Annotated in this window: 16 protein-coding genes and 1 pseudogene; 15 read left to right on the forward strand and 2 right to left on the reverse strand. The window is 66.4% G+C overall.

Annotation, left to right across the window (positions count from 1 at the left end):
* The first annotated feature begins 433 nt into the window (after positions 1–433).
* From miaA to cysK, 10 genes and pseudogenes are all read left to right on the forward strand, one after another.
* Positions 434–1,363: a tRNA (adenosine(37)-N6)-dimethylallyltransferase MiaA gene (gene miaA, locus OXF11_01170; protein MCY4485716.1), complete on the forward strand. Its 930-nt coding sequence runs from the start codon at positions 434–436 to the stop codon at positions 1,361–1,363.
* Between the two features lie 154 nt (positions 1,364–1,517).
* Positions 1,518–2,474 (forward strand): CoA transferase subunit A, encoded by a 957-nt coding sequence (locus tag OXF11_01175; protein MCY4485717.1) that lies wholly within the window; start codon positions 1,518–1,520, stop codon positions 2,472–2,474.
* Entirely contained in the window at positions 2,471–3,232 is a 762-nt protein-coding gene (locus tag OXF11_01180) for a hypothetical protein (protein ID MCY4485718.1), read from the forward strand. The genes OXF11_01175 and OXF11_01180 overlap by 4 nt, the downstream gene beginning before the upstream one ends.
* An 83-nt stretch (positions 3,233–3,315) precedes the next feature.
* The gene (locus tag OXF11_01185; GenBank protein MCY4485719.1) at positions 3,316–4,272 is read left to right on the forward strand and encodes a TIGR03619 family F420-dependent LLM class oxidoreductase; all 957 of its coding nucleotides are present in this window, start codon (positions 3,316–3,318) and stop codon (positions 4,270–4,272) included.
* 3 nt (positions 4,273–4,275) lie between these two features.
* On the forward strand, positions 4,276–5,169 hold the full coding sequence (locus OXF11_01190) for a xanthine dehydrogenase family protein subunit M (GenBank protein ID MCY4485720.1): 894 nt from the start codon (positions 4,276–4,278) through the stop codon (positions 5,167–5,169).
* Positions 5,166–5,663 carry a (2Fe-2S)-binding protein gene (locus tag OXF11_01195; protein ID MCY4485721.1) on the forward strand — a complete coding sequence of 166 codons (498 nt, stop codon included), beginning with the start codon at positions 5,166–5,168 and terminating at the stop codon, positions 5,661–5,663. The genes OXF11_01190 and OXF11_01195 overlap by 4 nt, the downstream gene beginning before the upstream one ends.
* 83 nt (positions 5,664–5,746) lie before the next feature.
* Positions 5,747–8,014: pseudogene (locus tag OXF11_01200) on the forward strand (xanthine dehydrogenase family protein molybdopterin-binding subunit).
* Positions 8,015–8,037: 23 nt separating this feature from the next.
* Positions 8,038–8,727 (forward strand): aspartate/glutamate racemase family protein, encoded by a 690-nt coding sequence (locus OXF11_01205; protein ID MCY4485722.1) that lies wholly within the window; start codon positions 8,038–8,040, stop codon positions 8,725–8,727.
* Positions 8,728–8,780: 53 nt separating this feature from the next.
* Positions 8,781–9,653, forward strand: a complete 873-nt coding sequence (locus OXF11_01210; GenBank protein ID MCY4485723.1) for a DUF6282 family protein — start codon at positions 8,781–8,783, stop codon at positions 9,651–9,653.
* A 44-nt stretch (positions 9,654–9,697) separates the two neighbouring features.
* A complete protein-coding gene (gene cysK / locus OXF11_01215; protein MCY4485724.1) occupies positions 9,698–10,732 on the forward strand; it encodes a cysteine synthase A in 1,035 nt (344 codons plus the stop codon).
* A 59-nt stretch (positions 10,733–10,791) separates the two neighbouring features.
* Here cysK and OXF11_01220 read toward each other — a convergent pair whose 3' ends face one another.
* Complete coding sequence (locus OXF11_01220) at positions 10,792–13,215, reverse strand: putative Ig domain-containing protein (GenBank protein ID MCY4485725.1); 2,424 nt, start codon at positions 13,213–13,215, stop codon at positions 10,792–10,794.
* A 387-nt stretch (positions 13,216–13,602) separates the two neighbouring features.
* Here OXF11_01220 and thrC point away from each other — a divergent pair, with 387 nt between their 5' ends.
* From thrC to OXF11_01235, 3 genes are all read left to right on the forward strand, one after another.
* Positions 13,603–14,877, forward strand: coding sequence for a threonine synthase (gene thrC / locus OXF11_01225; GenBank protein MCY4485726.1), 1,275 nt, complete (start codon positions 13,603–13,605; stop codon positions 14,875–14,877).
* 77 nt (positions 14,878–14,954) lie between these two features.
* On the forward strand, positions 14,955–16,322 hold the full coding sequence (locus tag OXF11_01230; GenBank protein MCY4485727.1) for a UbiD family decarboxylase: 1,368 nt from the start codon (positions 14,955–14,957) through the stop codon (positions 16,320–16,322).
* Between the two features lie 4 nt (positions 16,323–16,326).
* A complete protein-coding gene (locus tag OXF11_01235) occupies positions 16,327–17,919 on the forward strand; it encodes a UbiD family decarboxylase (protein ID MCY4485728.1) in 1,593 nt (530 codons plus the stop codon).
* A 66-nt stretch (positions 17,920–17,985) separates the two neighbouring features.
* Here OXF11_01235 and OXF11_01240 read toward each other — a convergent pair whose 3' ends face one another.
* The gene (locus OXF11_01240) at positions 17,986–18,522 is read right to left on the reverse strand and encodes a DUF3800 domain-containing protein (protein MCY4485729.1); all 537 of its coding nucleotides are present in this window, start codon (positions 18,520–18,522) and stop codon (positions 17,986–17,988) included.
* A 609-nt stretch (positions 18,523–19,131) separates the two neighbouring features.
* Between OXF11_01240 and OXF11_01245 the strand changes: the two genes are divergently transcribed.
* A complete protein-coding gene (locus OXF11_01245) occupies positions 19,132–20,220 on the forward strand; it encodes an amidohydrolase family protein (protein MCY4485730.1) in 1,089 nt (362 codons plus the stop codon).
* Between the two features lie 47 nt (positions 20,221–20,267).
* Complete coding sequence (locus tag OXF11_01250) at positions 20,268–21,320, forward strand: hypothetical protein (protein ID MCY4485731.1); 1,053 nt, start codon at positions 20,268–20,270, stop codon at positions 21,318–21,320.
* Positions 21,321–21,327 lie beyond the last annotated feature (7 nt).

Below are 21,327 nucleotides of genomic sequence, written 5' to 3' on the forward strand. Positions count from 1 at the left end.
CCTCTGCCGTACGTCACGTTCACGCGCTCATGGCAACGTTTAATGAGCGAACCTGTCAGATGAGGAACCGAGTGCGTCAATCGCGCACGCTCGGATCTGTGGGGGGAGGGGCTCGGTGACGACCCCTCCTACCCGGCCGTCATTCCCGCGAAAGCTTGCCCTCGACCCCGATCGGGGGCGGGAATCCAGGAGGGGTGAGGTGGGGCAACGCCGCTGTAGTGTCCCACCACCACCCCTGGATTCCCGCTTCCGCGGAAATGACGACTCGGGGCGTTGGTGCCAATTCTCATCCGAGCGGAGTTTTGACACAACCTGTTCCGCGGAAATGACGGTAAGGGCCGGCGTGCCCTTCGTGTCCGAGTGAACTGTTGACACAGCCTGGAACGCGGGCGGGACGTGTTCGTACCGCACATGTTCCGCGAGAGATGACTTCATGACGCCGGCCAAACCCAGGATCGTGTGCATCGTGGGCGCCACCGGCGTGGGCAAGACCGACGTGGCGCTGGATGTCGCGGAGCGCGTGGACGCGGAGATCGTCAGCGCCGACTCCATGCAGGTGTACCGCTACATGGACATCGGCACGGCCAAGCCCACGCCGGCGCAGCGCGGGCAGGTGCCGCACCACCTGCTGGACGTGGTGGATCCCGACGAGGACTTCAACGCGGCGCTGTTCCGGGAGCACGCCCTGGCGGCCATCGCGGACATCCGCGCGCGCGAACGCAACGTGCTCGTGGTGGGCGGCACGGGACTTTACCTGAAGGCGCTGACGCGGGGCCTCTTCGAAGGACCGGGCCGGGACAACGCGCTCCGCGCCGACCTGGAGCGGGCCGCTGTCGAACACGGTGTCGATCATCTCTTCGAGCGCCTCGAACGCGTGGACCCGGAATCGGCGCGCCGGATCGAGCGGCGGGACCGGGTGCGCATCGTGCGCGCGCTGGAGGTCCATGCGAGCACGGGCCGGCCCCTGAGCGAGTGGCAGCGGGAGCACGGCTTCGACGACCGTCCCTTCGACGTGCTCGGGGTGGCATTGGAGCGGTCGCGCGCGGAACTCTACGCGCGCATCGACCGGCGCTGCGGGGAGATGCTGGCGGCCGGGCTCCTGGACGAGACACGCGCGCTTCTGGAGCGAGGCTATCACGCGGGCCTCCGCAGCATGCAGAGCGTCGGCTACCGTCAGGCGGTGCAACGTCTCACGGACCTGATCGGCGAGGACGACACGCTCGCCGCCATGCGGCAGGCGACCCGGCGCCTGGCCAAGCGCCAGCTCACGTGGTTTCGCGCGGACCCGGATCTCCAGCGGCTGCACCCGGACCGGGTCGACGCCATCACAGGGCTTTGCGCCCGCTTTCTGGACGGCCGTTAGAGTTGGTTAGGGGCATGCAGCGGAGTTGACTGAATCCGGGTAAGGTGTTAGCAGCCGTGAGGATGGCGGAGCGCACGATGCACACAACACGGACTCCTGTTCACCGCGGCTCCGACAGCCTCGCCGGAGGGTCGCGAGAAGGCGCTCTCTTCCGATGAAATCGGCCGATTTCGTGGAAGCCCGGCGGCGGCTCGAGGCCAAACCCCAGTCCACGGGCGACAAGCTCACCACCCTTACAGAGGCGGTCGGAAAGGTCCGCGACGGCGACCACATTGCCATCGGCGGTTGTCTCTTTTCGCGCAGTCCGCTGGCGGCGCTCATGGAGGTGCTGCGCCAGCGCCGGCGCGGCCTCACCCTGTCGCGCAACCTCATGTGTTACGAGGGCGAACTGTTCATGGCGTCCAAGGCCGTGGATGGCCTCATGACCAGTTGGTTCGACATCGCGCTGCCCTGGGGGCTGTCCCTCAAGCTGCGCGAGGAGGTGGAAGGCGGGCGCATCCGTTTCGAGGAATGGAGCCACCTGGGGCTCGGGCTGCGCTACCGCGCGGGCGCCATGGGGGTGCCGTTCCTGCCTACCCTCACCATGCTGGGCTCGGACCTCATGGGCGTGACCGATACGAAGACCATGCAGTGTCCCTTCACCGGGGAGACTTTGTGCCTGGTGCCGGCCCTGTTCCCCGAGGTGGCGTTGCTCCACGTGCACCGCGCCGACCGCTTCGGCAACTGCCAGATCGACGGCTATCCGCACATGGACACGGACATCGCCAAGGCCGCCGCCACCGTCATCGTCACGGCCGAGGAAATCGTCGACGAGGAGGAGATTCGCCGCCAGCCCGACCGCACGGTGATCCCGGGGCTCGTGGTGGACGCGGTGGTGGAGGTGCCCTACGGTTCCTTCCCGCATGAATGCTACGGCCTCTACGAGGCCGACTTCGCCCACTTCGAGGCCTATACGGACGCCGTCAAGGAGCACGGCACCGGCGCCCTCGACGACTATCTGGAGCGCTACGTCCACGGCGTTTCCAGCCACGAGCAGTATCTGGCGCTGTTCGGCGAGGAGACGCTGGAACGCCAGCGGCGCTGCGCCGAGGAGCTTCTGGGACCGCGATGAACTACTCGGACACCGAGCTTCTGGCCGTGGTCGCGGCACGCCAGCTCGCCGGCGTCACCTCCGTGTTCGCGGGCGTGGGCGTGCCTTTGGTGGCGGCGGTGCTGGCGCAGAAGACGCGCGCGCCCCAGCTCGTCATCGTCGTGGAAGGCGGCAGCATGGGACCGCGCATGGTGCCCGGGCGGCTGCCGTACTCCACCAACGAGATGCGCACCGCGCCGCGCGCGCAGATGTTGCCGGGCATCACCGATACGTTCCTGTTCGCGCAGCGGGGCTTCCTCGACGTGGGGTTCGTGGGCGGTGCGCAGATCGACCCTTACGGGAACCTCAACTCCAGCGTCATCGGCAGCTACGAGCGTCCGAAGGTACGCCTGCCGGGCAGCGGCGGCGCCAACGACATCATCTCGTTGTGCCGCCGGGTCATGGTGGTGACCATGCACGAACGGCGCCGCTTCGTGCCGAAGGTGGACTTCGTCACCAGTCCGGGTTTTCTGTCGGGCGGTGAATCGCGCCGCGAGGCCGGGCTCGTCTTCGGCACGGTGAGCCGCATCGTCACCCATTTGGGCACCCTGGCGTTCGATCCCGAAAGCCGGTGCCTGCGGCTGGAGAGCCTGCATCCGGGGGTCACCGTCGAACAGGTGCGGGACAATACCGGTTTCGAGTTGCCCGTGCCCGACCGCGTGCCCGTGACCGAGGCACCCAGTGCCGAAGAGCTGGAGACGCTGCGCAGCATCGACCCAGAGCGGAACTTTCTCGGTTGAGGAGTGCATGGACATGGCCGCGGACATGAAAGGACGTTCATAACCGCATGCGCGGGCAGCGGCCGCGCGAGGAGTCAAAACGCATGCCGGTACAGTTTGGAGTCGCCATTCGCAATTTCGTCGGTCCGGGCGAGACCCCGGACGTGGAGGGGTTGATCCGTTACGCGCAACGCGCCGAGGAGCTGGGGTTCGAGTCCCTCTGGGCCTGGGACCATATCCTGCTGGGCGTGGACCCGAGTTTTCCGGTGCTGGATTCCCTGACCATCCTCACGGCCATCGCGGTGCGCACCCGGCGCGTGCGCCTGGGCACCGGGGTGATGGTGTTGCCGCTGCGCAACCCGGTGGTGGCGGCCAAGGTGCTGGGCACCTTGGACCAGATCTCCAACGGGCGCCTGCTCCTGGGGGCGGCGTCCGGCTGGTACGCGCGGGAATTCGATGCGGTGGGCATCTCCTTCAAGGACCGCGGGCGCATCTTCGAGCGCAACCTCGACCTGCTGGTGCGGCTGTGGACCGAGGACTTCGTTACCGAGCAGGTGGACGAGTTGAACCTGCGCTCGGCGGTGCTCCTGCCCAAGCCGGTGCAGAAGCCCCATCCGCCCATCCTCATCGGCGGTTACATCGACCGCGTGCTGCGCCGCACCGGTCGCAAGGGCGACGGCTGGCTGACCTATTTCTACACCCCCGAGGGTTTCACCAAGAGCTGGGCGAAGGTGCTGGAGGCCGCCGAGAAGGCCGGCCGCGATCCTTCGAAGCTCACGGCCACCAACCAGTTGGCCATTTACGTGGGGCCTCCCCGCGAGGAAGCCGACGCGCCCATGCGCCACTGGCTGTCCACCGAGTGGGACATCGCCAAGTGGAGCGACTCGACCATCGACCACGCCATCCGCGGCACCGTGGACGAGTGCGTGGAGCAGCTCCAGGCCCACGTGGACGCGGGCGTCCACCGGATCATCCTGATCCCGTACCGCTATCAGCCGGAGCAGTTGGAGATCATCGCCTCGGAGGTGATTCCCAAGCTGACGGCCCGGGCGGGGACCTGACCCATGCGCTTCGACTACTTCGAGCCCACGTCGCTCGACGAAGCGGCCGACCTGCTGCGGGAAGGCGCGGGTACGCGGAAACCCCTTGCCGGCGGCACCGACATCGTCATACAGTTGCGCCGCCGGGTGGCGCGGTGCCAGGGGCTGGTGAACCTCAAGCGCATACCCGGTCTTGCCGACTGGAGTTGCGCGCGCGGCGGCGGGCTCCACATCGGCGCGTGCACGCCCATGCGCGACCTGGAGACCGCGGCGGCCGTGGCCGGCGGCTATCCTTCGTTGTGCGAGGCCATTCGAGTGGTGGGATCGTTGCAGTTGAGAAACATCGCCAGCGTCGGCGGCAACCTGTGCAACGCCTCGCCGTCGGCCGATACGGCGCCGCCGCTCATGGTGCTGGACGCGATGGTAAGCTACCGGACGGACGATGGGGCCGAGCAGAGCCTGCCGGTGGAGGACTTCTTCGCGGGACCCGGGACCTCGGTGCTGGGGAACGCGGGGCTGCTGCTGTCGGTGGACGTGCCCGAGCCGGCGCCGCACACCGGCGACGCCTTCGAGCGTTTCACGCCGCGCTCGGCCATGGACATCGCCATCGCCAGCGCGGCGGCCAGGGTAACCCTGGCCGCGGAGGGCCAGCGGGTCGAGGCGGTACGCATCGCCCTGGGGGCGGTGGCGCCCACGCCGGTCCGTGCGGTGCGCGCCGAGGAACAGGTCTTCGAGAAGGAGCCCACGCCGGAGCTGCTGCGGCAGGCCGGCATCGCCGCCATGGAGGAGTGCAGCCCCATCGACGACATTCGCGGCACGGCGGCGTACCGCAAGGAATTGGTGGGCATCCTGGTGCAGCGGGTGCTGCGCCGGGCGCTGGAGCGCGCGCGGAGCGACCACGGGACGGAGACGCCATGAAACAGCGGTATGTTCTCCGGGTGAACGGCCGGGACATGGAAGCGGCGGCCGAGCCCTACGAGTCTTTGCTGGACGTGCTGCGGGAGAACCTTCGGCTCACCGGCAGCAAGAAGGGCTGCAACGAGGCCGAGTGCGGCTCGTGCACGGTGCTGCTGGACGGCCGCCCGGTGGTTTCGTGCCTGGTGCTCGTGCCGGATGCGGCGAACCGGGACGTGGTCACCATCGAGGCGCTGGCCGAGGAGGGCATGCCACACCCGATCCAGCGCCAGATGGTGGAACAGGGCGGCGTCCAGTGTGGCTACTGCACCCCGGGCATGATCATGAGCGCTTATGCGTTGCTGCAGGACAACCCGGACCCCACCGATGACGAGATCCGCTTCGCCATCTCCGGCAACATCTGCCGCTGCACGGGCTACGGCAAGATCGTGAAGGCGGTGCGGGCGGCCGCCGTCGAAATGAAGGAACAGGCAGGGAACGGAGGCGCTGTGTCATGAGCGAAGACCCCTCCACCGGGAACGCGGAAGAGGCCCAGGGCGAGTATTCCTGGATCGGCAAGAACGTCACCAAGCCCGACGCCATGGAGAAGGCCCTCGGCGCCACCGAGTACGTGGGCGACATGGTGGTGCCGGGCATGCTCCACGGCAAGATCCTGTGGGCGGACACGCCGCACGCGGTGATCAAGCGCATCGAGACCGAGGAGGCCGCGCGCGTGCCCGGCGTCCACGCCGTGCTTACGGCCGCGGACGTGCCCGGCAGCAACCGCTTCGGACTGGCGGTGCCCGACCAGTGCGCGCTGGCGGAAGAAAAGGTGCGTTCCGTGGGCGACGCCGTGGCGCTGGTGGCGGCGGAGGACGAGGAGGCGGCGGAGGAGGCGGTGTCGAAGATCAAGGTGCACATCGAGCACCTGCGGCCGATTCTCACCTACGCGGACGCCCTGGACCCCGACGCGCCCCGGATTCACGAAGGCGGCAACGTCTTTCAGCATACGACGGTGCGCAAGGGTGATCTGGACAAAGGCATCCAGGAGTCGGCCGTGATCGTGGAGAACGCCTACCACACGCACCGGATGGACCACGTGCCGATGGAGCCCGAAGCGGGACTGGCCTACGTCGATCCGTCGGGCGTCCTCAACATCCTGGTGGGAACCCAGTACCCGTACCGCGACCGCCGGCAGATCGCGCCCGCGCTGGGCCTGCCCATGAACAAGGTGCGCGTGATCCAGGCGCCCATCGGCGGCGGCTTCGGGCGCAAGGACGACATCACCGCCGAGATCCACGTGGGGCTGCTGGCGCTCAAGACGCGCCGTCCGGTGCGCCTGGTCTACACCCGCGAGGAGTCGCTCGTCGCCAACACCAAGCGCCATCCCATGGCCATGAACTTCCGCACCGGGGCCGACGCCGACGGGCGCCTCACCTTCCTCGACGGCGACATCTACGGCGATACCGGCGCGGGAGTGTCGCTGGGAGCGTACGTCATCAAGAAAGCGGGCATCCACGCCAGCGGCCCTTACGACGTGCCCAACATCCGCGTGGATACGTATACGCTCTACACCAACAACCTCACCTCCGGGGCCATGCGCGGCTTCGGGGTGATGCAGGCGGCGGTGGCGCACGAGTCCCAGATGGACCAGTTGGCCCACAAACTGGGCATGTCGCCGCTGGAGTTCCGCCTGAAGAACTGCCTCAAGCCCGGACTTGCCTCCTCCACCGGGCAGTTGATGAACGAGGGTTGCGGCATCGAGGCGACGCTGCAGCGGATCAAGGACTACATGAGCGCGCGCGACCTGCGCTTCAAACGGCCTCAGGCCGCTTCGTGAGACGGGCGGACGTCCATGGCGATCAGAAAAGGTTTGGGCATCGGCTCCATGTACTACGGCATCGGCTACGGCTTCAGCCGGGCGGATATCGGCTCGGCGGAGATCGAGATGGCCGAGGACGGCACCATCACGGTGTACTCGGGCGCCTGCGACATGGGGCAGGGGGTGATGACCGTGGTCACGCAGGTGGCCGCGGAAGAGTTGGGCATCGAGCCCGACCAGATTCGCGTGGTGGCGGCGGATACCGGTAGCACGCCGGACGCCGGGCCCACCTCGGGCAGCCGGGCCACCTTCGTCCAGGGCGTGGCGGTGCAAAACGCCGCGGCGGAGTTGCGGGAAGAGATCCGCGACATGGCCTCGCGCATGCTGGAGTGCCCGAAGGAGAACCTCGTGGTGCGGCGCGGGCAGGTGTGCGAGGTCGAGTCGGGCCGCGAGCTCGTGTCCGTGGGCAAGGTGGCGCACCAGCTCCACTTTCACGGACGGCGCGCGGCCGCGTGGGGCTGGCACGACAACACCACCGCCGACGTCGACCCGGAGACTTCCCAGGGCGACGCCTACGCCACCTACGGCTGGGCCACGCAGTTGGCGGAAGTGGAGGTGGACACCGAGACCGGGCGCGTGCGCCTCACCAAGCTGGTGTCGGCCACCGACGCCGGCAAGGCCATCAACCCGGTGGCGGTGGAAGGGCAGATCGAAGGCGGCGCCACCATGGGGCTGGGCTACGGCCTCTACGAACAGCACATCCTGGAGGACGGCATCCCGCGCACGAACTCGCTGGCGTTCTACCTCGTGCCCACCGCCATGGACGTTCCCGACATCGAGTGCGAGATCGTGGAGGTGCCCGACCCCCGGGGGCCGTTCGGCGCCAAGGGCGTGGCCGAGCCCGCCACCATCCCCACCACGCCCGCGATCCTGAACGCCATCTACGACGCCATCGGCATCCGCATCACCGAAACCCCCATCACGCCCGAGCGGGTCTTCTTCGCCATCCAGGAGGCCAGGGCCCGGGGCGAGTTCGAGGAAGACTGACAGCGGGCAAAGGAGGCGGCACATTGGCGCAACGGGTCGGACTGCTCATCCCCTCGTCGAACACCGTTATGGAGGTGGACTTCTACCGCCATCTGCCGGCGTCGGCCACGGTCCACCCGGGACGGATGTACATGGAGGCCACCACCGTAAAGGGCGAGGAGGAGATGCTCGACGATCACTGCCTGCCCACCGCCGGCGACGTGGCCACCGCCAAGCCGGACGTGGTGGTGTTCGGCTGCACCAGCGCCGGGGCGCTCCGGGGCAACGCCTACGACGGGGAGTTGTGCCGGCGTATCTCGGAGGTCACCGGCAAGCCCACGGTGAGCGTCATCGAGTCGGTGCGGCGCAAGCTCATGGGCCTCCAAGCGCGGCGGGTGGCGGTGATCACGCCCTACATCGACGACCTCAACGTGCGCATCAAGGCCAGCGTGGAGGACGACGGCATCGAAGTGGCGTCGATCCACGGCATGGGCATCAGCGTCAACTTCAACCTGGCGCTGGTGGAACCGCCGGAGATCATGGCTTTCGCCCGGGAGAAGCTCGGCGCGGCCCCGGCTGTCGACGCGCTGTTCATCTCCTGCACCAACTTCCAGGCGGTGGCGACCCTGCTGCAACTCAAGGCGGCGTACGACCTGCCCATCGTCACCAGCAACCAGGCCGCCCTCGAGGCCGTGGGCCGGGAACTGGGCGTGGAGTTGGTGGGAATGGGATGATGGATTTCGCGGGAATGACGGCAATTGATTGGGCATAGCGGAGGAGGGACACCATGGAATTCATGAAGCTCGACGGCGCCGTGGATCTGCACGTACACTCGTATCCCTGCGTGTTCCAGCGGCGGGTGGATGACCGTGAAGCCGTCAAGGCCGCGTCGGACGCGGGCATGGCGGCCATCGTGCTCAAATGCCACCACGAGAGCACGGTGAGCCGCGCCTACCTCATCCAGAAGGAGTTTCCGGACATCAAGGTGTTCGGCGGCGTGGTCATGAACCAGTTCGTCGGCGGCATCAACCCGGCCGCGGCCGAGGTGGGTCTGCGGCTCGGCGCCAAGGAGATCTGGATGCCCACCCTCGACGCGGCGCACCACGTGGACGTTCACGGCGCCCGCGGCAGCTACGACACCCAGACCAGCGGCTCGGACTTCGTCTGGGGCGACCCCATCTCCGCGGTCAAGGACGGCAAGGTGGTGGACGAGGCCCTGGTGGTGCTGGAGCTCATCGCCAAGTACGACGCCATCCTCGGCACCGCGCACCTTTCGCTGGGGGAGATCGAGTTGTTGGTGAAGGCGGCCCACGAGCGCGGCGTCAAGAAGATCCTCATCACCCATCCCTACTTCCGCGTGCCCGCGGGCATGAACCTGGACTTCCTGAAGCAGATGATGCGCTACGGCGCCATCGGCGAGTTCGGCTACTGCACCATCTCGCCCATGTGGGCGTACGTGAACCTGGAGTTCACCAAGGGCATCATGGATTCCATGGGCTTCGACAACTGCGTGGTCATGAGCGACACCGGCCAGTCCCATAACCCGCTGCCACCGGAGGCGCTGTGGCTCTACGCCCAGGGCCTGTACGAGAAGGGGGTGTCGCCCCGCAACGTGGAGAAGCTCATCATCGGGAACCCGCGGGCGATGCTGGGTATCTGACGGACGTCCTGGAAATCGTTGGGAGTGTATTGGAAAGGACAGCCATGACGGATTGGGCATCCCGGGGACGGATCGCGGAGGACATCACCGAAGCGGCGGGACTGACGCCGCTGCTGCGCCTGCGCAAGGTGGCGGCGGGGCCGCAGAGCCTGTGCGGCAAGCTGGAGTTCATGAACCCGTCGTCGAGCCTCAAGGACCGCATCCTGCGGCGCATGGTGCGGAGCGCCGAGGAACGCGGCGACCTCAAGCCCGGCATGACGATCCTGGAAGCGTCCACCGGCAGTACGGGCATCGCCACCTCGATGATCGGCGCGGTGTGCGGCTATCCGGTGGTGGTGGTGATGCCCGAGGGCATGAGCGAGGAGCGCAAGGCCTCCATGCGCGCCTACGGCGCCGAGCTGGTGCTCACCCCGGGCGCGGAGAGCGACGTGGACCTGTGCCTGGAGAAGGTGGAGGAGTTGAAGCGAGCCGAGCCGGACCGCTACTGGGAACCCGGCCAGTTCTCCAACCGGGACAACATCGCCGCCCACTACGAGACCACCGGCCCGGAGATCTGGCACCAGACCGGCGGCCGGGTGGACGTGTTCGTGGCCTCCCAGGGCAGCGGCGGCACCGTGTCCGGCGTCGGCAAGTACCTGAAGGAGCAGAACCCGAACGCGAAGATCTACGCCGTGGAACCGGCGGAGTGCCCGATCCTGTCCGGCGGCACCTGGGGGCCCCACGCCATCGAGGGCATCGGCGACGGTTTCATCCCCGAAAACCTGGACCTGGACTACGTGGACGGCGTGGTGACGGTCTCGTCGGAGGACTCCATCGCCATGGCCCGGCGCCTGGCGCGGGAAGAGGGGGTCCTGTGCGGCATCTCGTCCGGCTGCAACGTGGCTGCGGCCAACAAGCTGTCGGCGGCGCTCCCGTCCACGAAGATGATCGTGACCATGATCAACGACACCGGCATGCGCTACTTCTCCACGCCGCTCTTCGGCAAGGAAGAGGGCGTGGATATTCCCGACCGCGACCACCCCATCCGCGAAGAGGACAAGGCCAACCTGGCGCGCCGGAATCTCCACATCGTACGGTAGGGACGGGCTTCAGTGGCTGTCGCCTCCGCGCCCGGTCCGTCGCGCGCCCTGCGTGAGGGTCAGAAGCGGTGACGAACCGAGAACCTGAGCGCGGGTGATCGATCGCTGGAATGGTCGAGGACTTCGACCTTGATCCGCCAGTCCGACGTGTCGCCAAGGTCGAGCCCCAGGGTTCGCCGGATGGAATCATCATCCGAATCTCGCATCAGGCCGACATACGGCCGCATCGTTCGAAAGAAGGGACCGCCCCACAGGCCGTACCCGACCTCGCTTCGTATGCCGACGCCGGACGATCCGCCATCGTCGAGGGACAGGAGGCGCGTGTCGAGTTCCAGCCCGAGCCCGCGGCCGAGACTGTCGGGCACGAAACGGACGCTGCCGCCAAGGCGCCAGAAATTCTGCTCGTCGCCGCCGAGTCCCAACGAGCCCTCGGCATTCCCGATCAGGGTAACGCGGGGGTGGAAAATACCCTCCACGGACACGGAGCCTCTCGCCTCCAACTGACCGCCCCCGGGTCCGTCCCCGGTCAAATGCTTGTAGGCTACGGACACCGAAGGTGCGCCGGGAACCGGCGCGCTCCACGCCAGGCCGGCGCGATAGTCGAGCCCGCGCATCGCGGGCAGGGAGGAAGAAATCCGGCCGCCTCCCTCGATGTCGAAGGCGAATGACTCGATGCCGGCTTCGGCTTGAAGCTCTCCGGATAGAACGTCGGCCAGGGGAACGGACGCGCCCGCGGCATGAGCGAGAAGCCGCACGTCGGAGCCGGACCACGACGGGAAGCCCAGGTCGTCGCGATGGCGCAGGCGGCCGATTCCGCCGCCCAGCGATGCCCAGAGGTGTCCGCCGGACGGAAGGTGCCAGGCGGCAAAGGGATGCAGGGAGAGAATCTCGGTGTCGTGCTCGCCGGTGCGGTAACCCCGTTCGGACAGACTCGCCGCGGCCCGGTAGTGAAGATCGGTGCCGGTGAACGAGGCGACCAATCCCGCCTGCCACGCGCCGGCTCCCGACTCGGCGCCGAAGGTCACCGATTCGCTGTTTCCGGTGTAGGCGAAGCCTTCATGCTGCCCTGACAGCGAAGCGAGCCCGACCTCGGGCGTAACGGCGAACGACGCCTGTTCCGATCCGGGCGACCACCTGCGGACACGATCGCGAACGGCGGCGTGGGCCACCTCGGTGGCACGCCTTGCATGCACCGGTCCCAGCGCCTCGTGAACCGGGTTGGAGACTCCTTCGGCAATGGGGGGACGCGGCAGCGGTGCGGTGGTGTCCGGACACCGGTACTCGCCCAGGTACCCGCCCAATCCATCATTTGCATTGGGGTCCCAGTTTGCATTGGGTTCCCAGAACGCGTCGTCGCGCAGTCGAAGCAGGACGTGGATGTACTGATGGGGTATGAGAGGAGGTTCGACACTGTCGTCACCGGGACAAACATCGACGCCGGGATCATACTGGACATCCAGGCAAAGAGCGTCATGCTCGTTCGGACCAGCCTCGACTAGATAACGGTACGTGTTGGGGGTACCGCGGATCGGTGGCGGACTAGGGTTGGCGAATGTCAGGACCCGGCTGTTCGGATCGAAGGACAACAAGAAGCCAGGAATACCTGGAGGGGGCGCTCCGGGCAGTCGGTACGCTGCCGTGCCTTCTCCACCGTGCGCACGGGGAAATGTCGCTACCTGTATCGGTCCGGTGCCGGGAAGCACGCATGGCCCCCCAGGTTCGACCGTCCTGGTCCTGAAGCGCCAAGCGCTGTTCTCAACAGGGTCGACGACAAGGACGAACGACCGCGAGACGGACGCAGACGAACTGTCCGTCACCCGATAGGTACAGTTCGACCCACGGTACTCCGCGTTGGGTATCCCCGACAGAACGCGGGTGTTGGGGTGAAATTCGAGCCCGGCGGGTAGCACACAGTCAACCAGCTCGTAGGTGTACGGTTCTACGCCGCCCGAAGCCGCCGGAAAGGGTATCCCTCCGAACCTTCCGATTTTGAAAGTGAGTTGTTTATGTCGGTTACCGCCGGTTTCAACATCGTGAACATCGACACGGCCAGATTTCTCCATGGATTCGTCGAGTATATCGAGGATCTCCATGGGGAGCTCCAGCGGTTGTTTCACAGGGACCGTTAGCCTGAGCCCGTACGAAACGCTCCGCGCCGGCCGAAAACCGGGGTCGGATTCGGTGACCCGGAAGGTGCAGAAGAAGGTCGTGCCGCCATCGGCCGCGGGGCCGGTGCCGGCAAGTATTCTCTGGTCCGGGTAGAGAGTCACCCAGTCGGGACAGCCGTCGATAGTCAATTCGTAGGGACGGAAGCCGCCGGAAATCTGAACGGAAAGCCGATGCTCAACGGCTTCCCCTGGAGGAAAATCGAGATTGAGCGTCCCTCCCTCCCCCCGGGGAAGGTCGATGGAAAGATGGCCGCCGCCGCACGCGGCGACCGAAAAGGCAAGACAAACGAAGACAACAAACCTGATGCTTTTCATTGGAGTGATCCGCTCCATGGAACATGGCAGGATCACGCCGACCGAATTCGTATGCCCCGCCACCGACCATTCTTTACTGAAAGAGAAAGAAGGTCAAGGCAAGCGGTGGGTTGGCGTAAAGCGATAATTTCCCCTTTGTGCAAAGCGGGATGTCCCCTTGACCGGAAGGAAGGGGCAAGGATGGACTCCATGGACCAGGCCACTGCGGTCCCGGTCGTGGCTACGCGGTGGTCGACAACTTCCTTACGGCCCTGCGGTGCGTGTGCTATATTCGAAAATCACTTCGGCGGGATGTCAGCCAAGGTCAAGCCCGCCGGTGTGTGGGGAACCACACGATATCGTTCAAACTCGTTCAGACGAACCGGACAGGACCACCGGACACCGAAGATGCCTCTTCCGGAAAGCATGACCTGCGTCCTGTGCGGTGCCGCCTACCCGGGAGATTCCATCCGGTACAGTTGCCCCGAATGCGGCGAGCTGGGCACCCTGCGGATCTCCTACGACTATGACCTCATCAACGCGTCGGCGAGCCGTGACGGCTTGGCCGCGGCGCCCTTCCGGGATCACTGGCGCTACCTTCCGCTGTTGCCGCTGGCGGGGGACGACGTGGAGTTTCCGCTGGCGGTGGGAGCAACGCCGCTTTACCCGGTCCCCGGTTTGAGAAGGGCCCTGGGCCTGGAACGCCTCTGGATCAAGGACGATACCGCCAACCCCTCCGCTTCCCTCAAGGACCGTGCCAGCTCCGTGGTGCTGCTCAAGGGGCAGGAACTTGGCCGCCGGGAGTTCGCCACCGCTTCCACCGGCAACGCGGGGGCGTCGCTGGCCTGCCTTTCCGCGGCCCTGGGACTGCCCTGTCACATCTTCGTGCCCGAGACGGCGCCCCGGGCCAAGGTCGCGCAGCTCCTGATCTTCGGCGCGGACGTTCTTGCCATCCGCGGCAGCTATTCCGAAGCCTTCAGCCTCTGTGTCGAGGCGGCCGACCGTTTCCGCTGGTACAACCGCAACACCGGCTACAATCCGTACACGGTGGAGGGGAAGAAGACGGTGGCGCTGGAGATCGCCGAGCAACTCGGCTGGGAGCCGCCCGACACGGTCATCGTCGCCACCGGAGACGGCTGCATCCTGAGCGGCGTCTGGAAGGGGTTCACGGATCTTCACCGGTTGGGGTGGATACCGCGCCTGCCGCGGCTGGTGGCGGCCCAGGCCGAGGGCTCCCAGGCCATCAAGCAGGCCTTCGACGGCGACGGGACCATCCGTCCCGTGGTGGACGATACGCTGGCGGACAGCATCAGCGTGGCGTTGCCGCGCAACGGGGTCATGGCGGTGCAGGACCTCCGCGCCTCCGGCGGGATCGCGGTAACCGTGTCGGACGGCGAGATCCTGGAAGCCATGCCGCTGTTGGGCAGGAAGGCCGGACTGTTCGCCGAGCCAGCCGCCGCCGCGGCCGTCGCCGCCCTGGTGAAGCTCGTGGACCGCGGCGACGTCTCGTCCGCGGAACGCGTCGTGGTCCTGTCCACGGGTCACGGCCTCAAGGATGTGGACGCCGCGCTGCGGGCCGTCGAGCCGCCCGAGCCGGTTGACTGCGCCATAGAGGCGGTAGCGGGAAGGGTTTCGCAGACCGTGCCCCTCCCGGCCCCTGGATTCCCGCTTTCGCGGGAATGACGTTTCGGGGCGTTGGTGCCTCGTGAGTTCTGACACGGCCTGTTTCGGGCAATGACGGAAAGGCAAGGAGAATCGGAGTGCCACAGGATTTACAGAGTTTCCTGAAGCGATTGAAAGAGGAGTGTCCCGAGCAGTTCCTCGAGGTGGACGAGCCCGTGGCGCGGGAGTTCGAGGCCACGGCCCTGGTCATGGAGGCGGAGCGGCTGCCGTCGTGCCCGGCGGTGATGTTCCGCAACGTGACCGGCAGCGAATTCCCCATGGCGGCCAACGTGCTGGCGCACCGGCCGCGTCTGGCGTGGGCCTTCGGCACGTCCGAGGAAGGGCTGGTGCCCGAGTTCAAGGAGCGCATCCAGCGCCCGGTGGCGCCCAGGGTCCTGACGGATGCGCCGTACCAGGACAACAGCGTGCTGAACGACGCCGTGGATCTCCGTCAACTGCCTGTCCTGACCCATTTCGAACAGGACGGCGGTCCCTATGTCACCGCCGGGCTCGTGGTGGCGCGGGACCCCGAGTCGGGCATGAGCACGCTGGGTTTCCACCGCATGCAGCTCAAGGGGCCGCGCCGGCTGGGCGTCAGCCTCCACTCCCGGCGGCGCATGTTCGAGTATTTCCGCCGCGCGGAGGAGAAGGGCGAGTCCCTGGAGGCGGCCGTATGCATCGGCGTGCATCCGCTGGTTTCCCTGGGGGCGTTGACGCTGCCGCCCGCGGGAGTCGAGAAGTTCGCCCTCCAGGGTGGGCTGCTGGGCGAGCCGCTGGAGCTGGGGCCGTGCGAGACCCTGGACGTGAACGTGCCGCGCTGGTCGGAGATCGTCATCGAGGGGCGGATCCTCGCCGGCGTGCGCGAGAAGGAGGGCCCGTTCGGCGAGTTCACCGGCTACGCGTCGAACCGCAGCACCGAGAACGTGTTCGAAGCCACGGCGCTGCACTACCGCAACGGCGCGGTCTACCAGGACATCAACGGCGGCGACAGCATGGAGCACTGCCGCTGCCTGTCCATGCCGCGGGAAGTGGAGTTCACCAACGGCCTGGGGAAGACCATCCCGAACCTCAAGGCGGTGCACGTGCCCGTGCGCTCGGGCATCGGCAGCTTCCACTGCTACGTGTCCATGCGCAAGACCGCCGAAGGGCAGGGCAAGCAGGCCATCTTCAGCGTCATGGGGGCCGACCACTACGTCAAGCTCGTGGTGGTGGTGGACGACGACGTGGATGTCTTCGACGAGGAACAGGTGCTCTGGGCCATCGCCACCCGCATGCAGGCCAACCGCGACGTCTTCATCGTCGACGAGGCCATGGGGACCTTGCTGGACCCATCGGCCACCGACGCCATCACCGCCAAGATGGGCATCGACGCCACCAAGCCCCTGGGCGATTTCGCCTCGACGCTGTCCATCGAGCCGGGTGCGGTGGAGCGGGCGCGGAGCCTCATGCGAAAGCTCGCCGGATAGCGTCATGGAGAGCTTCCGCACCTTCCTGGACGCGCTACGCGACGCCGGCGAGCTGGTGGATGTGCACAAGACCGTGGACGTGCGTCACGTGGCGGCGTTGGTGGATCAGGCGTCCACCGCGCTGTTGTTCCACAGGGTCGGCGGCTACGACCTTCCCATCGTCTCCGGGTTGTTGAACGACCGGAAGAGGATCGCGCTGTCGGCCGGCTGCGACTACGCGCAAATGGAACGGCGGTTGAGCCAGGCGCTCGACCATCCCGTCGACCCCGTGGAGGTAGACGACGGCGGCGAACGGCATTGGTTCAGGGAAGGCGCCGCAGTGGACCTTTTCGATCTTCCCGTGCCGGTCTTCTCCGAGTTCGACGGCGGCCCCACCATTACCGCCGGCGTCACCCTCGCGCACGATCCGGAACACGGCCTGAACGCCGGCACGTACCGCTTCCAGGTGAAGGAGCGGAACCTCACCGGCATCGACATCGTCACGCCCAACAACCTGCGCCGGCTGGCGGAGAAGGCCCTGGCGGCCAACGCGCCGCTGCCCATCTCCATCAACATCGGCACGCACCCGCTGGAGTTGATGGCGTCGCTCTACAAGGCTCCCCTGGGACGGAACGAGTTGGCCATCGCCGGCGGCATGCTGGGAAGGGCGGTGCGTCTGGGCGCCTGCCGCACCATAGACACCCCGTGCCTGGCGGACGCGGAGATCGTGCTGGAGGCCGAGATCCTGCCCACGGGCTGGACCCGCCAGGAGGGCCGCTTCGGCGAGATGACCCGTCTCATGGGCGACGTGCACTACAATCCGCACGTGCGGATCAAGGCGATCTCGCGGCGGGAGGACGCCGTCTACTACGCGTTGCACATGCCCTGGGAGAACATCTGGATCAAGGAGCACGGTTTCCAGGCGGTGCTCAAGCGGGTCCTGGACGCCGCCGGCGTGACGGTGACGGCGGTGAACGTCACACCCGGAGGCTGCTGTCACTGGCACGCGATCATCGCCATCCGCAAGCAGCCCGGCGACCCCCAGAACGCCATCATGGCGGCGCTTTCGGTGGCCGACCTGAAGCACGTGGTGATCGTGGACGACGACATCGACGTCTACGACGCCATGGAAGTGGAATGGGCCATGGCCACCCGGGTGCAGGCCGACCGCGACGTCACCATCCTCTCCGACGCCCGCTCCAAGCCGCTGGACCCGAGCCTTCCCGTGTCGGACGGCATCCCCACCACCGCCAAGATGGGCATCGACGCCACCATTCCCGACGGCGTGCCCAGGGCGCGCTATGAGCGCATCACCTATCCTTACGCGGACGAGCTGGACCTCGGCGCCTATCTGGGCGAGGCGGAGGCGGTTGATGTCTCCGGAGGTGCCGGGGCCTCTGGCGTCATACTCATCGAAGGCGCGGCCGCGCGCATACGCGAGCTACTCACGACCGAGCCCCTGTACTTCAGCGAGATCGCGCGCCAAGTCTCCGAATGCGACTTCCCGGGCGTCGCCCGCGCCATGGGTGAGCTTCATGCGGCCGGCGAGATCGACCAAGACGCCGAGGGCCGCTACCGGATCGTCGCGACCCTTGACGTGATGCAACTCAAGAAGTAGTATCTCCAATGGAGGCTCTGCCTAGGGGCTGCTTTCGGGTGGCTCCGACGGCGTTGCCTCCTTTCTTTATTCGTTATCCTGTCTCGCCGTGTACGGGTCCGGCACGAATACGATCCCGTAGAGATCATGCACTGACCCTTCCTTGTAGACTTGTCCTCGGAACTGAAGCCGCGCGAGCCAGCGGCCGAAACCGTCGGCGATTTCCCTTCGCACTTCGGCGTTCATTCCTCGCGTCGGCACGCGGAAACCCCAATTCACGCAATAGATTGCCAAGTCAGCCACTTGAACCGGGTAAGCCATGTCCGAAGATACGAAAAAGGGCGTCGGCACGATCCACGTGGAGCGATATCGACCGGTTTGAGACTTGCGGAAGTAAGCCTCCAGTTGGCGCACGAATCGCTGGTCGGCGGTCTTCTCCACCTCATCCATGACCAGAAGGCCGTACTCGTTCTCTTGCTCTAGCAAAGAGAAGTAGCGTTCAAGCAGAAATACCAGATCCTTCCTTAAGAATTCCTCGGCCTGGAACGTCTGCGGCTTGACGACGTCGCATGGAATAGCAGACGCGAAGAGCCGAGCCTTGTGACTCACGAGCAACTCGAACACTCCCGTAGCCATCTCCAGGCACGCTTGGCCGTAGGCTGTGAACTCGGCGCGGGATGGCGGTTTCTTATGTCGTTCGTAAAGGTGTCATAGGTGTTTCTCTTCTCCTCCTCGGTCGATTCCTGTTCCTTATGGGTGCTATCTGCGCAATTCCACTCACCGCCTCGCGTAGCGCCTCGAAGTCTGTCGGTTCTGGGACCATGTTGTCGAAGAAGATGTCGACGACTCGCTGATCGAAACGCCGCTCGGCTTCCGCGCGAGCGCTGGGATGATGGTATCTTGTCTCGGAGAGGAGTGCGTTAAGCTGAGCTCGCAAAGGTTCGGCTTCAATTTGTCTCGAGTCCCCAGTCCGCGACGGACCCGGATACCTGGCTTGCCTGTCGCCGGGTCCAGCCTTAAGGGATGTCGGAAGATGATCGAGTAACCAGACCGACCGTGGGTCCGGCTTAAGCTCGCAGAATATGCTTGGTCTGCCATGATGGTTGCCTCCCTGTGTTGTCCTGATCAGGCGGGAGCTGTCAAGTCAGACGGAACAACCGGGGAACAACGCTCTGGAGTTGACAGCCTCCAAGCGCTGCGATAACTGGCGGTGGGGCGAAAGGAGAAGGATCCATGCCGACCATCAACGACGCCGACGGCCACGTCAACGACTACTACTTCGGCGACGAGATCGCCAAGTACATGCCCGAGGGGAACCAGTTCAGCCAGATGTTCCCCGTGTTCGACCACCTGCACTTCCGCTACCTGATGAAGAACCGCGTGCCCAAGTACGTCGGCGGCAGCATGAAGACCGCCCCGGGTCCCGAGGAGTGGCTGCGGTTCATCGACGAAACCGGCATCGCCTGGAGCGTGCTCTATCCCAGCGCGGGACTGGGGTTCGGTCGCATCGTCTCGGTGGAGTGGGCCATCGCCGCCTGTCGCGCCTACAACAACTGGCTGCACGACCGTTTCACCAGCGTCACGCCCCGCCTCAAGGGAGTCGGCCTCATCCCGATCCAGGACGAGGAGGCGGCGGTGGAGGAGTTGCGGCGTTGCGTCCGGGAGCTCGGCATGGTCGGCGCGATGCTGCCCTCCAACGGAGAGGGCATCAAGGGCCACCTGGGCGCCAAGGCCTACTGGCCCATCTACGAGGAGGCGGAGAAGCTCGGCTGCGGCCTCACCGTGCACGGCGGCGCGCACCATCACCTGGGCCTCGACGGTTTCAGCGTCTATTACCCGGTGCACGCCTTGGGCCATCCCTTCGGGATCATGGTGCAGGCGGCGGCGATGCTGAGCCACGGCATCTTCGAGCGCTTTCCGGGCCTGCGGGTGGCCTTCCTCGAAGGGGGCGCCACCTGGGTGCCGTTCTTCATGGACCGGCTCGACCGCTCCTACAACGAGGGGCACTTGCAGATCGATCTGGCGGGCAACCCGGTGCCCGGTCCGCGGCCGGGAGAGAAGGCGAGCGAGCACTTCAAGCGCCATGTCCGGGAGGGGCGCATCTTCGTGGGCTTCGACTGCGACGACGCCGGGCTGGCCTTCGCCGTCCAGCAGGCCGGCGCCGAGCCGTTTCTGTTCGCCAGCGACTTCCCCCACGAGGTCTTCGACGCGGCGTCGTGCCGGCATGAGATCGACGAGCTGCTCGAGCGGGACGATCTCACCCAGGCGCAGAAGGAAGCGGTCTTGGGCGGCAATGCCGCGCGGTTGTACGGTCTCGATTAACGATACAAGAGCCGATGGCGGCAGCTACCGGAAAAGGAGCGACTTCCATGTCCAAGCACGCGACAATCGTAGGGCTACTGGTCTCCATGCTGCTGGTTTTGTCCGCGGCCTCGGTCATCCATGGCGCCGAGTTCTACAAGGGCAAGACCATTCGGCTGGTGGTGGGGGCGCCACCGGGCGGCGGCTATGACGCCTATACGCGGCTCACGGCGCGTCACCTCGGGAAGTACGTCCCCGGCAACCCGGCGACGGTGGTCATCAACCGGCCGGGCGCCGGCACCCTGGTGACGGCGCACTACGTGGGCGCGAAGTCCAAGCCGGACGGCCTCACGATCGGCATCTGGAACAGCTCCATGGCGCTCCGGGAGGCGCTGGGCGATCGCGGCGTCAAGCTCAAGCACCGGGACGTCGGCTGGATCGGCGCGCCGGGCACGGAAACGCTCACCTGCGCGTTCATGGGTTTCACCGGCATACGCAGTTTTGACGACGTGCTGCGGTCCAAGAAGCCCATCAAGATGGGAGCGACCCGTGCCGGTTCCAACACGGTGGACCTTCCGACCATCATGAACAAGTTTCTGGGCACCCGTTTCAACGTGATCTCCGGCTACCGCGGAGTCGCGCCCATCCGCCTGGCCATGCAGTCGCGGGAGGTGGACGGTTTCTGTTCCGGGTGGGAGCCGATCCGCGGGACCGCCCGGGCCATGCTGGACGCCAAGGGCGACGACAAGCTCGTTCCGGTCATCATCCATCGGAACTGGGACGAGCCCGAGGTCAAGGACCTTCCGACTCTCGCCGAGGTCTTCAAGGAGAAGGGCGGCGCCCAGGCGCTGGCCGTCTACCAGGCCTACCTCGGCCCCACCCAGTTCATGCGTCCGCTCGCGGTGCCTCCGGGCACGCCCGCCGAGCGCGTGGCCATCCTGCGAACGGCCTTTGCCGCCACGGTGAAGGACAAGCAGTTCCTGGCCGACGCGGCGCGGTCGAAGCTGGCCATCAACCCGGTGAGTGGCGAGCAGGTCGATCAGCACGTGGAGAATATCTTCTCCATGTCGGCGGAGGCCAGGAAGGGACTGGGCTTCCTGGTGCGAAAAAAGAAGAAGTAGGCTACGG

The organism is Deltaproteobacteria bacterium, from assembly GCA_026712905.1.
Lineage (GTDB): Bacteria > Desulfobacterota > Binatia > UBA9968 > JAJDTQ01 > JAJDTQ01.

Excerpts from the sequence above, each read along its gene's own strand:
- OXF11_01250 (MCY4485731.1), top strand. The coding sequence starts at position 20,268 with ATGTCCAAGCACGCGACAATCGTAGGGCTACTGGTCTCCATGCTGCTG.
- OXF11_01235 (MCY4485728.1), top strand. The coding sequence starts at position 16,327 with ATGGAGAGCTTCCGCACCTTCCTGGACGCGCTACGCGACGCCGGCGAG.
- OXF11_01180 (MCY4485718.1), top strand. The coding sequence starts at position 2,471 with ATGAACTACTCGGACACCGAGCTTCTGGCCGTGGTCGCGGCACGCCAG.
- OXF11_01185 (MCY4485719.1), top strand. The coding sequence starts at position 3,316 with ATGCCGGTACAGTTTGGAGTCGCCATTCGCAATTTCGTCGGTCCGGGC.
- OXF11_01210 (MCY4485723.1), top strand. The coding sequence starts at position 8,781 with ATGGAATTCATGAAGCTCGACGGCGCCGTGGATCTGCACGTACACTCG.
- cysK (MCY4485724.1), top strand. The coding sequence starts at position 9,698 with ATGACGGATTGGGCATCCCGGGGACGGATCGCGGAGGACATCACCGAA.
- thrC (MCY4485726.1), top strand. The coding sequence starts at position 13,603 with ATGCCTCTTCCGGAAAGCATGACCTGCGTCCTGTGCGGTGCCGCCTAC.
- OXF11_01190 (MCY4485720.1), top strand. The coding sequence starts at position 4,276 with ATGCGCTTCGACTACTTCGAGCCCACGTCGCTCGACGAAGCGGCCGAC.
- miaA (MCY4485716.1), top strand. The coding sequence starts at position 434 with ATGACGCCGGCCAAACCCAGGATCGTGTGCATCGTGGGCGCCACCGGC.
- OXF11_01220 (MCY4485725.1), bottom strand. The coding sequence starts at position 13,215 with ATGAAAAGCATCAGGTTTGTTGTCTTCGTTTGTCTTGCCTTTTCGGTC.
- OXF11_01245 (MCY4485730.1), top strand. The coding sequence starts at position 19,132 with ATGCCGACCATCAACGACGCCGACGGCCACGTCAACGACTACTACTTC.
- OXF11_01195 (MCY4485721.1), top strand. The coding sequence starts at position 5,166 with ATGAAACAGCGGTATGTTCTCCGGGTGAACGGCCGGGACATGGAAGCG.
- OXF11_01175 (MCY4485717.1), top strand. The coding sequence starts at position 1,518 with ATGAAATCGGCCGATTTCGTGGAAGCCCGGCGGCGGCTCGAGGCCAAA.